This window comes from Bradyrhizobium acaciae, from assembly GCF_020889785.1.
Classification (GTDB): domain Bacteria; phylum Pseudomonadota; class Alphaproteobacteria; order Rhizobiales; family Xanthobacteraceae; genus Bradyrhizobium; species Bradyrhizobium acaciae.
Window position 1 is genome coordinate 22,045 of record NZ_JACMYK010000077.1, and the last position, 10,831, is coordinate 32,875.

12 protein-coding genes and 1 other RNA gene are annotated in these 10,831 nt (G+C 64.6%); 6 read left to right on the plus strand and 7 right to left on the minus strand.

The window, feature by feature from the left end; translation table 11 throughout:
• Nucleotides 1–2 precede the first annotated feature (2 nt).
• The 5 genes from H8A92_RS25345 to rnpB all read right to left on the minus strand — a co-directional run bounded on the left by H8A92_RS25345 (nt 3) and on the right by rnpB (nt 3,449).
• Nucleotides 3–530, minus strand: a complete 528-nt coding sequence (locus H8A92_RS25345) for a hypothetical protein (protein ID WP_229198291.1) — start codon at nt 528–530, stop codon at nt 3–5.
• A 122-nt stretch (nt 531–652) separates the two neighbouring features.
• Complete coding sequence (locus tag H8A92_RS25350) at nt 653–1,099, minus strand: DUF2721 domain-containing protein (protein ID WP_229198292.1); 447 nt, start codon at nt 1,097–1,099, stop codon at nt 653–655.
• A gap of 42 nt (nt 1,100–1,141) precedes the next feature.
• Complete coding sequence (locus H8A92_RS25355; RefSeq protein ID WP_229198293.1) at nt 1,142–2,581, minus strand: DUF1254 domain-containing protein; 1,440 nt, start codon at nt 2,579–2,581, stop codon at nt 1,142–1,144.
• 170 nt (nt 2,582–2,751) lie between these two features.
• Nucleotides 2,752–2,931, minus strand: coding sequence for a hypothetical protein (locus H8A92_RS25360; protein ID WP_229198294.1), 180 nt, complete (start codon nt 2,929–2,931; stop codon nt 2,752–2,754).
• A gap of 103 nt (nt 2,932–3,034) precedes the next feature.
• An RNA gene (gene rnpB, locus H8A92_RS25365) (RNase P RNA component class A) lies at nt 3,035–3,449 on the minus strand.
• A 147-nt stretch (nt 3,450–3,596) separates the two neighbouring features.
• Here rnpB and H8A92_RS25370 point away from each other — a divergent pair.
• A complete protein-coding gene (locus H8A92_RS25370) occupies nt 3,597–3,956 on the plus strand; it encodes a YciI family protein (protein ID WP_163151915.1) in 360 nt (119 codons plus the stop codon).
• A gap of 69 nt (nt 3,957–4,025) precedes the next feature.
• Entirely contained in the window at nt 4,026–5,258 is a 1,233-nt protein-coding gene (locus H8A92_RS25375) for an RNA polymerase sigma factor (RefSeq protein WP_229198295.1), read from the plus strand.
• Nucleotides 5,259–5,333: 75 nt separating this feature from the next.
• On the opposite strand, the gene H8A92_RS25380 is transcribed toward H8A92_RS25375, so the two are convergent.
• Nucleotides 5,334–5,552 (minus strand): hypothetical protein, encoded by a 219-nt coding sequence (locus H8A92_RS25380; protein WP_229198296.1) that lies wholly within the window; start codon nt 5,550–5,552, stop codon nt 5,334–5,336.
• Nucleotides 5,553–5,644: 92 nt separating this feature from the next.
• Nucleotides 5,645–6,517, minus strand: a complete 873-nt coding sequence (locus tag H8A92_RS25385) for an N-acetylmuramoyl-L-alanine amidase (RefSeq protein ID WP_229198297.1) — start codon at nt 6,515–6,517, stop codon at nt 5,645–5,647.
• 493 nt (nt 6,518–7,010) lie between these two features.
• On the opposite strand from H8A92_RS25385, the gene rsmH reads away from it, so the two are divergent.
• The 4 genes from rsmH to H8A92_RS25405 all read left to right on the plus strand — a co-directional run.
• Nucleotides 7,011–8,006 carry a 16S rRNA (cytosine(1402)-N(4))-methyltransferase RsmH gene (gene rsmH, locus H8A92_RS25390; protein WP_229198298.1) on the plus strand — a complete coding sequence of 332 codons (996 nt, stop codon included), beginning with the start codon at nt 7,011–7,013 and terminating at the stop codon, nt 8,004–8,006.
• Between the two features lie 2 nt (nt 8,007–8,008).
• Complete coding sequence (ftsL, locus tag H8A92_RS25395; RefSeq protein WP_229198299.1) at nt 8,009–8,446, plus strand: cell division protein FtsL; 438 nt, start codon at nt 8,009–8,011, stop codon at nt 8,444–8,446.
• Nucleotides 8,447–8,457: 11 nt separating this feature from the next.
• Nucleotides 8,458–10,203: a peptidoglycan D,D-transpeptidase FtsI family protein gene (locus H8A92_RS25400; protein ID WP_229198301.1), complete on the plus strand. Its 1,746-nt coding sequence runs from the start codon at nt 8,458–8,460 to the stop codon at nt 10,201–10,203.
• 49 nt (nt 10,204–10,252) lie between these two features.
• Nucleotides 10,253–10,831: Mur ligase family protein (locus tag H8A92_RS25405; RefSeq protein WP_229198300.1), on the plus strand; the 579-nt coding region annotated here is incomplete at its 3' end.

A 10,831-nucleotide genomic window follows, 5' to 3' on the forward strand; every position in this document is an offset into this window, starting at 1 on the left:
CGTCATGCACCGCGCGCGTCGCGCACGGCCTGCGCGACTTTCGTCGCCTGCGATACGCGTCCGATCTTTGCGCCGGCGAGGACCTTTCGTCGCCGTTCGCGTGGCTTCGATGCCATGCCTTCGCCGGCGGTCGCTCCAGCCGCGGGACGTGTCGTGAAATTCGCGGTCCGGTGCAGCGCGAGGGCCTTTCGGGCCGCTTCGACATGGGCGGTCTTGGCTGCCAGATTGTGCAGACGTTTGAGTTCCGTGTTCACTCGCTTCAGCGCCGCGGCGAAGACCTGCTTGCGCTCTGAGGCATGCTTAGCGGTTCCCGGAAAGCTTGCCCCGCGCGCCTCGGCCTTGCCGCGGCTCTCGCGCTGCTTGTGACGGCCGACCGTTCGTTCCTTGTCGCGCATCTTGCGCAAGCGCGGGCGCATGGCTTCGAGCTCAGCCACCTCGACGCTGTAGATCGCGGGATGGTGCGTCAGGCGGATCGTCTCTTGTTCTTCGTGGCTGAGAAGACTGCGCTCGAACCTGCAGGCGACCGACATGACCATTCCTCCTCTTCTTTCTTTCAATCTCTGGCAGAGGGAGACGTTCAGCTCCTCGTGATGATAGCGCGAATGCTACCGAGTGGCCAACCTACCAACGCGATCCTCCCTCGGCACGACGTTCACGGCCCTGATGAGCCGGATACGTATTCGTGCACGGAAATCCAGGTTTCGCGGACGAGATTCACGAGCCCTGCGGTGAAAAATCCGAGGGCAACAATAAAGAGCACGGCGACGCCGTATTCGTGCCGCAACTGAAAATATGCGCTGACGAACGCCACGATCACGAGCAGGCACGTCAGGATTGCGCTGGTTGTGGAGTACAGGATCGCACGATTCAGCAGCTCAGCACGGCGCCTCAGTTGCGGCATCTCCCTCTTGAGTCTTGTTCGGGCATGATCGCCGTCCGGGATCACGTCGCCGAATTGTATCCGATCGGTCACCCGGTTCATGCGGGAGATCAGCAGGGAAACGAATCCGGCGACAGCTCCTAGGAGGAACGACGGCGCGGTGACCTGAACGATCACCTGCGATATCTGTTCGACGGACGGAGTATCGGGAACCAGCATCACGCCTGCCTCTCTCCACAGATGCCGGGTGGCGAAATGTCCCTAGCTGCTTGTCACCTTGCGAACCGGCGGCGGCTTCCAGGTCCCGTTGATGATCGACGGCGACTTCTCGTTCGGCCAGTACATGCGCAGCATCAGGATGAACTTGCCCGCCGGAGCCGGAAGCCAGTTGCTCTCATTGTCGGGGCCTGGATTGTCCTTCTGGATGTAGAGATCAACCGAACCATCCGGATTGGATTTGAGGTTCTGGCGGGCGCTGATCGACTGGCGGTTGATCGGATTGGCGACGAAGAAGTAGTTTTCGTCATACATCGTGAGCGACCAGAAGCCTCCGACCGGAGGGAGTTGTCCCTTCGGAAAGTGCATCACGTATTTGTTGCTGCCAAGGTAGTCCTGGCCATCGGCGTCCTTCTGCGATGTCGGATAGCACGCATCCTGAATGCGATTGGCGCCAAGGCCGATTGCGGTGACAAGGGCACGGTTGAGATAATTGGTGCCGTAGATGCCGGCTTCGCCATCGAAAGCCCAACCGTTCACGTTCCGGATGGCCTTGTTGACCTTGAACTGCAGCATGATCCGGTCGAAGGCCACTTGCGGGACCCGCTTGGCAAACGCGGCGTCGAATTTTCCCGCATCAAAATCCTTGCCGGGGACGAGGCCGATCTTCGCAAACTTGGCGACCTCAGCCGCGTCGGCGGGCGCCGGCGGATTGCGCTTCATCAGTTGTGCGAGAAGGGTGAAATAGGCCGCGGCGTCCAGGCGGTTGACCTGTTCGCGAACCGCCGTCTTCATGTCGATTGACGCATCGACCTTGCCTGACGGTGGTGCATACGACTTGCCGTAGGCGCCGAGCGGCACGAGCTTGAACTCGTCCTGCGCCGCGTGCACGGCTGCATAATCTTCCGGCGTGCCGGTGCAATAGATGCGGCCCAGGATCCAGACGATGCTCGTGGGAGATCTGTACTCCTTGACCCCCGCGGGAAGCGTTCCCTTCCAGCCCGGTCCGGTGATCGCGTAGGTCTGCGCCCTGGTGCCGGTCGTGCGCTTGCCCGGTACCTGGAAGACGTTGGTCCAGCCATCCAGCATCGGAAACAGGAAGTAACGGTCCTTCATGTCCGGCATGCTCAAGACCCAGGGCTCGTCTCCGACGTCGATCCAGGCCGTGGTGTAGAGCGTGTCGGCATTGGGCGCTGTCACGTCCTTGAAGCTGGCATCCGGATACTTGCGGAGCTTGACGAATTGCCCCATCGGTCCGCGGGTGCCTTCCACCGTTGCAACATTTGTCATGACCCTGCGGGTCATCTCCATCGTCACCAGTGGATATCCGTAGATATAGGCGTCCTGGGCGAGCCAGAAATCTTCGCCGCCCTCCAGCGCACGGACAATCGGGCCATCAAAATCGGCGCGTGCGGTGCGTGAAATCGCGAGCGGCGAGACTGCAGCACACAGCACCGCCAGTGCCTGACGACGATCGATCCACATGGTGAGCCCTCCTGAACTGACCAGGAGGGATAGCGGGGCGGGTTCCAATTACCTTGATTTGCATCAAGGTCGGACGCGCGCGTCGCCGTTGCTTCTGAAGCCGGACGCCGCGCAGTGCGTGCGATCGCGCCTGCGCCGCACCAGGCCGGTGAGCGTCATCGCCCAGGCCTCTACCGACCTGACTCGTCGTCCTTGAGTCGGATGCCCTCGGCCCGCAACGCCGTAAAGAGAGCCGCGATATCATCGGACTCCATACCGTTCGGGCAAAGGCCGTTGAGCTGTTCGGTCGTGATCGTGCCGGTGCTTTTGGCGATGTCTCGTGCCTTCGCCATGATCTTCTGAAGGTCCATCTGCGATCCTCCGCGAGGTGGGCATTCTAGCAAACGGGATGCAATCGTGGCGACGGATATGGCGAGGGGCCCGGCGTGTTGCGCCGAGCCCCTCATACTCCAAAATATCAGCCGGCCTGTAAGCCGGGTTCTGTAGGGCACCATTCTTGCGAATGGTACGCGACGGCCATTCCTCTGGGACAAGGTTTGCACCTTGCCTCGGGCAACCTACCCGGACAGCGGGCCTGACATCGCCCTGCGGTGTTATCGCGCATGCGCGAACTAACCGCGTTGCCGTCCCTATTCGGTTTTGCTCCCGGTGTGGTTTGCCATGCCGTCTCCGTTGCCGGAAACGCGGTGCGCTCTTACCGCACCTTTTCACCCTTACTTCCTCCGAGGAGGGAGCGGTTCGTTCTCTGTGGCACTTTCCCTGGGGTCGCCCCCGCCGGATGTTATCCGGCACCGCATGTCGATGGAGCCCGGACTTTCCTCTCCCGCGGCCTTTCGGCGCTTGCGGGAGCGGCCGTCCGGCCGACTGACGCCCATGGCATGGGCGTTTAGGTCGGTCCCGTCAAGCGGATAACGCCCGCCAAAGCGGCCAAAATAAATTATCCTGAAGATGTCGTTTGGCCTGTCGCCCGTTCGACTGGGTGTCGGCGATCCAGCCGATCAAGAGGAGAGATGAGATGCAATATTTGCTGCTGATCTACCGGAGCGATGCTGAATATGGCCGCATGACTGCCGACGATCGCAAGGCGGTGACGGCGGAGTACGGGGCCTACACCCAGTCCATCATCCAGAGCGGGCACTTCAAGGCCGGCGATGGCCTGCAGCCGGTGTCGACGGCCACCACCGTGCGGGTCCGTGACGGCAAGACGATGACGACCGACGGGCCGTTCGCGGAAACCCGCGAACAGCTCGGCGGCTACTATCTGGTCGAGGCCAAGGATCTCGACACCGCGCTCGGCCTCGCGGCGCGGATTCCCGGCGCCAAGACCGGCTCGATCGAAGTCAGGCCGGTCATGATCTACGATAATCCGCGCTAGCGCCGTCATCTCCCGATGGACACAGCGGTCGCGTCGCCGGGCGCGGCCGCTCAGCAACGATCGATGGTCATGACCCCGAGCCAAATCGAACAGGTGTTTCGCGACGAGGCGGGCCGGGCGCTCGCAACGCTGATCCGCCTCGTCGGCGATTTCGATCTGGCGGAGGATTCGCTTCAGGATGCCTTCGCGGTGGCGCTGCAACGCTGGCCGATCGGCGAATTCCCCGCCAATCCGCGTGCCTGGCTGGTCAATGTCGGCCGCAACAAGGCGATCGACCGGGTTCGCCGCGCCGTCAGCTTTCGCGGCAAACAGCAGGAATTGACGCATCAATTAGTGCTGGACGCGGGGGCGTCGCCCGAGCCCGATGCAATGCTCGACGACGACATGTTGCGGCTGATCTTCACCTGCTGCCATCCGTCGTTTGCGCCGGAAGTGCAGGTCGCGCTGACCTTGCGCACGGTGTGCGGTCTGACGACCGTCGAGGTCGCGCGCGCATTCCTGGTGAGCGAAGATGCGATGGCGCAGCGGCTGTTGCGCGCCAAGCAGAAGATCAAGCTCGCCGGCATTCCCTATCAGGTGCCGGAGCGCGAGGCGCTGGAGCCGCGGCTGGCGGGCGTTCTTGCGGTGATCTATCTCGTCTTCACCGAAGGCTATGCGGCGACCGCCGGCGAGGATCTGATGCGGCCCGATCTTGCGCGCGAGGCGATCCGGCTGGCGCGGCTGCTCGATGGTTTGATTCCGGCGCGCGGCGAGATCAAGGGCCTGCTGGCGCTGATGCTGCTGCACGATGCGCGCCGCGCCGGCCGCCAGACCGCCGGCGGCGATATCGTGCTGCTCGAGGAGCAGGACCGCTCGCTGTGGGATCTTGATCAGATCGCCGAAGGCGTCAGGCTGGTCGAGGAGGCGCTGCGGATGCCGGGCCGGCCGCAGTCCTACGCGGTGCAGGCCGCGATCGCCGCGTTGCATGCGCGGGCGCCGAGCTATCATGACACCGACTGGCCGCAGATCGCCGGTCTCTACGAGGTGCTGCTCCGGATCAGCCCGTCGCCGGTGATCGAGCTCAATCATGCCGCGGCGGTGTCGATGGTCGACGGCCCGGCGCGCGCACTCGATCTGATCGACGCGCTGGACGCACGCGGCAGCCTGAAGGGATACGATCAGCTCCCCGCGGTGCGCGCCGATCTGCTGCGCCGCCTCGACCGCAAGGACGAGGCGCGGCAGGCGTATCTTGCGGCCACCGCCGCGACGCAACTCGAGCCGCTGCGGCGGCTCTACGCGCGAAGGATCGCCGAGATGGCGTGACACGCCATCTCGTGCGTCGCTTGTGACGGCACGCCTCTCCGATCAACGATCGCGGGCGTGCCGCGCCGGCTTGAATCAGTACCCGGTCTTTGCCTTGGCGCTACCGGTCGTTTGCCCGGTCGTCGTTCCACTCGACATGCCGGTCGTGGTCCCTGGTGCCATCTTCTTCTGCGCGTGATGGACTTTGTGGGTCTTGTGCATGGTCGACGTGGATTTGCCTTGGGTCGTCATAGCGGCTGCCGGAGCGGCGATCAGGCCAACGGCGACAGCTCCCGCGATGAGTGCTTTGAACATGGACGAATCTCCACTCAGAGCGCCCCAATGAAGAAGACGGCAGGCGGTGAAAGGTTCCAGTTTGCGCACGCGCAATCAGGGAAAAAGCGGCGCTATTTCGATGCGACCGCCGAAGCCTTCGCCGCATCCGGGGGCAGGCTTTCGAGCAGCGCGTGCAGCGTCGCCATGGTAGAGCGGTCGGCGATCCCGTCGACGCGCTCGGGGCGGAAGTGACGCTGGAAGGCGGTCACGACCTCCATGGTCGGGCCGTCGAACTTGCCGTTGGTCGGGACGTTGTAGCCGTAGCGACGGAACGCGGCCTGCATGTTGGAGACGGCATCGCTGATCGCGCCGAGTTGCAGCGCGTCGCCACGTACGATCGGTGCCGGCTGCACCCAGTGTCCGACGCCGGAATTGGCCAGCGAGTGCCACGGGAATTTCTCCCCGGGATCCTTCTTGCGCCCCGGAGCGACGTCGGAATGGCCGAGCACGCGATGCGAGACCACCTTGCGGCGAAGCATGATGCCGCGGCACAGCGCGATCACGGCCGCGATCTGGCGCAGCGGGAAGTCGGGATAGCCCCAATCGTGCCCACGGTTGACGATCTCGACGCCGATCGAGCAGGAATTGATGTCGTCTTCGCCGGCCCAGGCGGACACGCCGGCGTGCCAGGCGCGCTTGCTCTCAGGCACGCACTGCACGATGCGGCCGTCCTCGAGCACGATGTAATGCGCCGAGACCTCGGTGCCGGCGGTGCAGAGCTGGGCGATCGCCCCTTCGACGTCGGGCATGCCCGTGTAGTGCAGCAGGATCATGTCCGGCTGCCGGTTGTTGGCGCGGTCGCCGAAATTCACCGACGGGATCACGTCGGAGGCGATCGAGGAATCCGGCGTGAACGTCTCTACGTCGGCCACGCCCTTCGGAACGGGAAGGACGCGCTGACGCTTCGAATCAGCGTTGCCGGACGAGGACGAACCAGAAGCCATACGAATCACTCAAACCCGAACCAGGAGAACGCATTTTGACATATGGATAAACAAAATAGGCGTTTACTATTCCTTTACCGTGCGGGCCGCGCAATCGGCCTGCGCGGTTCCCGAGCGCGCAGTGATGCCCGGAGCGCGGGCCGAGGGGATGCCGGGAGGATGCCGAGGGTATCACTCGAATGCGGATTAAAGTCGCGCGATTCCGCTAACCCTTCATCAACGTTTTCTTAACGTTAAGTGCCGTTACTGAGAGGTGAAGTGCCGAACCGGTTTCGGGGGACGGCCAAGGTCCGCTGTTGCGCGAAATCCCATGGAAACCCTCCCAATTCCGGTCGGATATCAGGTTTTGCGACCGAGGACGGGAGTTGGCGCTGGGGTCACGCAGCGGCTTTTTCACCGAGGCGCTCAGGCAAGGCGCGAGGATTCGAGGCGCAATGAGTCGGCGCGCAGCCAGCTTGCATGCCAGTTACGCGGCCCTTCCCGGGGGCGGCGCATGAGCGAGCGTGCGCCTCGTCACATTTCGGTGCTGGGCCGCGAGGCGGTCGCCTATCTCGATCCGCGCGCCGGCGGCATCTATGTCGATGCGACCTTCGGCGCCGGCGGTTACAGCCGCATGATCCTCGACGTCGCCGGCACGCGTGTCATCGGTATCGATCGAGACCGCACTGCGATCACAGGCGGCTTCGATCTGGTCGACGGCGCGGGCGGCCGCCTGACGCTGGTCGAAAACCGCTTCTCCGATCTTGCCGAGGTCTGCGCATCGCAGGGGGTGGAGAAGGTCGACGGCGTCGTGATGGATGTCGGCGTCTCCTCGATGCAACTCGATCAGGCCGAGCGCGGCTTCTCCTTCCGCCTGGGAGGCCCGCTCGACATGCGGATGGCCCAGAGCGGCCCCTCCGCGGCCGATGTGGTCGCAACCGCTTCCGAGAAACAGCTCGCCGACATCATCTATATCTTCGGCGAGGAGCGCCATTCGCGCGGCGTTGCCCGCGCCATCGTCGCTGCGCGCAAGGACGCGCCGATCACGACGACCGAGGCGCTGGCCGAGATCGTCGCAAAGGTCGTGCGCGCCAAGCCGAACGAAATCCATCCGGCGACGCGGACCTTTCAGGCGCTGCGCATCTTCGTCAATGAAGAGCTCGACGAGCTGCACCTGGCACTCGCTGCGGCCGAGCGCGTGCTGAAACCGGGCGGGCGGCTCGCGGTGGTCTCGTTCCATTCGCTGGAAGACCGCATCGTCAAGAACTTCCTCACTGAGCGCGGCAAGGTCGCCGGCGGCTCGCGGCATCTGCCCGAGGTCGCGCAGTCAGCGCCGAGCTTCCAGATCCTGACCAAGCGCCCGGTTGTGCCCTCCGATGCGGAGATCGCGGCGAACCCGCGCGCGCGTTCCGCAAAACTGCGTGCGGCCGAACGCACCACGGCGCCGGCGCATGCGGACGACGACCTGCCGTCCTGGCCGCGGCTGTCCGACCTGAAGCGGGGAGGCTGACGATGCGCCTTCTCCACCTCCTCGTCATCGGCATGCTGATCTTCGCGGCATCCTATGTCTACCGCATCAAGATGGAATCGACCGCGCGCGTCGAACGCGTGCTGCAGCTCAATGCCGAGATCCGCGAGCAGCGCAACGCGATCGCGACCTTGCGTGCCGAATGGGCCAAGCTCGATGCGCCGCTCCGGCTGCAGGGGCTTGCCGAACGCCATCTGCCGTTGAAGCCGGTCAACGCCAACCAGTACGATTCCCTGAAGAATCTGCCGGAACGGCCGCCGAGCTTCACGCGGCCCGGTTCGCGCGATCCGATCGGCGCGATGATCGACACCATCGAGGCCGCCGCCGCGCCCGACAGCACGACCGGATCGATCGACAAGCCGGCGACCGACCAGCCCGCGCCAACCGAGGATCCCGAGCAGGGCGGGGGAGACCAGCAATGACGGGACCAGCCATGACCGATCCCGCACCCGCCAACAAGCCGGCTGAACCCTGGCGCGCGCGGCTGATCCGCACGCTGCTGTACGGCAACAATGTGGACCGTGCCGCCAAGGCGCGCGCACGCGTTGGCCTTGCCATTCTCGCTTTCGCCGCGGTCTATTGCGTGCTGGCCGGACGTCTGGTGCTGTTCGCCGTCGGCGCCGACAGCCATGGCGCGCGCCGCACCGCCTCACAGGACGCGATCGCAACCGCCAGGCCCGACATCACCGACCGCAACGGCGAAATCCTCGCCACCGACGTCAAGGCGCCGAGCCTGTTCGCCGAACCGCGCCGCCTGATCGACAAGGACGAGGCGATCGAGCTTTTGACCGCAGCCTTGCCCGATCTCGACACCGGCGAGGTGCGCGACCGCCTGTCGTCGCGCAAGGGCTTCGTCTGGCTGAAGCGCGAGATCACGCCGAAGCAGCAGCTCGACATCCATCGCCTCGGCCTTCCCGGCGTCGGCTTCCTGCGCGAGAACAAGCGCGTCTATCCGACCGGCAACGAGGTCGCCCATCTGATCGGCCTGGTCAACATCGACAACCAGGGCATCGCCGGCATGGAGAAGTGGCTGGACAATAACGGTCTGGCCGATCTGCATCGCGCGGGCTTCGCCACCGACCGGCTGCAGAAGCCGGTGGAATTGTCGGTCGACCTGCGCGTCGAGCACGCGCTGCGCGACGAGTTGATCAAGGCGAAGGAGAAGTTCAAGGCCAAGGCCGCCTCGGGCCTCGTCTCCAACGTGCGCACCGGCGAGATCGTGGCGATGGTGTCGCTGCCGGATTTCGATCCGAACAATCCGAAGGAGGCGCACGATCCCGATCGCATCAACCGCCTGACCACCGGCGTCTACGAGATGGGCTCGACCTTCAAGGCGTTCACGCTGGCGATGGCGCTGGATAGCGGCCGGTTCGATCTCAACTCGATGTGGGATGCGCGCGGCCCGCTGCACTACGGCAAGTTCGCGATCCACGACGATCACAACATGGGCCGTATGATCAACATGAAGGAGGTGTTCTACTATTCCTCCAACATCGGCGCCGGGCGCATCGCGCTGGCGATGGGCGTCGACGCGCACAAGGCGTTCCTGCGCAAGATGGGGCAGCTCGAGCGGCTGCGCACCGAATTGCCGGAGAGTGCCTCGCCGATCGTGCCGAAGAAGTGGGGCGAGCTGAACACCGTCACCATCTCGTTCGGTCACGGCATCGCGGTGGCGCCGCTGCAGGCGGTGATGGGCATCGACGCGCTGGTCAATGGCGGCTACCTGATCCCGCCGACCTTCCTCAAGCGCACCGAGCAGGAGGCGATGGCGATGGCCAAGCGCGTCATCAAGCCTGAGACCTCGGACAAGATGCGCTATCTGATGCGGCTCAACGCCGAGATCGGCACCGCCAAGAAGGCCGACGTCAAGGGCTACTATATCGGCGGCAAGACCGGCACCGCGGAGAAGGTGATCAACGGCCGCTACGCCAAGAAGCGGGTGCTGAACGCCTTCACCGCGATCCTGCCCGCCGACAATCCGAAATACCAGCTCTTGATCATGCTCGACGAGCCGCAGCCGCTGAAGGAGACCTACGGTTTCATCACCTCGGGCTGGAACGCGGTGCCGACCGGCGGCAACGTGATCGCCCGAATTGCGCCGCTTTTGGGCGTCGAACCGCGATTCGACCTGCCGCCGTCCGACCGCCTTATTCTTGCGGCATCCAGAGCAACCCAGTAAGGCGTATAATCACGCGGCGCCAGAACGGTGCCGGCCAGACTGGAAGATCATGAGACTTCGCGACCTCTTCAGCGCCGATGCCACGATCGATCCGAGGGACGATCCAAGTGCTGACGCCGTTGTCGGCGGGCTTGCGGTCGACAGCCGTGCGGTGAAGCCGGGCGACCTGTTCTTCGCATTGGCGGGCAGCAAGACCGACGGCGTGCGTTTCGTCGATGCGGCGATCGCCGCGGGCGCGGTCGCTGTTGCCGGCGACCATCCGCCGCAGGCGGCTCTCCGCGTGCCGTTTGTGACGACGCAAAATCCGCGCCGCGCACTGGCGCTCGCCGCCGCCAGATTCTACCCGCGCCAGCCCGCGACGATCGCGGCGGTGACCGGCACCAGCGGCAAGACCTCGGTCGCGGCGTTCACGCGACAGATCTGGCAGCGGCTCGGTCATTCCTCCGCGAGCATCGGCACCATCGGCCTCGTCTCGGACAAGCGCACCGTCTACGGCTCGCTGACCACACCCGACCCGATCGCGCTGCATCGCCAGCTCGACGAGATCACGGGCGACGGCGTCACCCATCTCGCCTTCGAAGCGTCCTCGCACGGCCTCGACCAGTATCGGCTCGACGGCGTGCGCATC

Coding starts and splice junctions, on each gene's coding strand:
- H8A92_RS25345 (WP_229198291.1), bottom strand. CDS start 530: ATGTCGGTCGCCTGCAGGTTCGAGCGCAGTCTTCTCAGCCACGAAGAA.
- H8A92_RS25350 (WP_229198292.1), bottom strand. CDS start 1,099: ATGCTGGTTCCCGATACTCCGTCCGTCGAACAGATATCGCAGGTGATC.
- H8A92_RS25355 (WP_229198293.1), bottom strand. CDS start 2,581: ATGTGGATCGATCGTCGTCAGGCACTGGCGGTGCTGTGTGCTGCAGTC.
- H8A92_RS25360 (WP_229198294.1), bottom strand. CDS start 2,931: ATGGACCTTCAGAAGATCATGGCGAAGGCACGAGACATCGCCAAAAGC.
- H8A92_RS25370 (WP_163151915.1), top strand. CDS start 3,597: ATGCAATATTTGCTGCTGATCTACCGGAGCGATGCTGAATATGGCCGC.
- H8A92_RS25375 (WP_229198295.1), top strand. CDS start 4,026: ATGACCCCGAGCCAAATCGAACAGGTGTTTCGCGACGAGGCGGGCCGG.
- H8A92_RS25380 (WP_229198296.1), bottom strand. CDS start 5,552: ATGTTCAAAGCACTCATCGCGGGAGCTGTCGCCGTTGGCCTGATCGCC.
- H8A92_RS25385 (WP_229198297.1), bottom strand. CDS start 6,517: ATGGCTTCTGGTTCGTCCTCGTCCGGCAACGCTGATTCGAAGCGTCAG.
- rsmH (WP_229198298.1), top strand. CDS start 7,011: ATGAGCGAGCGTGCGCCTCGTCACATTTCGGTGCTGGGCCGCGAGGCG.
- ftsL (WP_229198299.1), top strand. CDS start 8,009: ATGCGCCTTCTCCACCTCCTCGTCATCGGCATGCTGATCTTCGCGGCA.
- H8A92_RS25400 (WP_229198301.1), top strand. CDS start 8,458: ATGACCGATCCCGCACCCGCCAACAAGCCGGCTGAACCCTGGCGCGCG.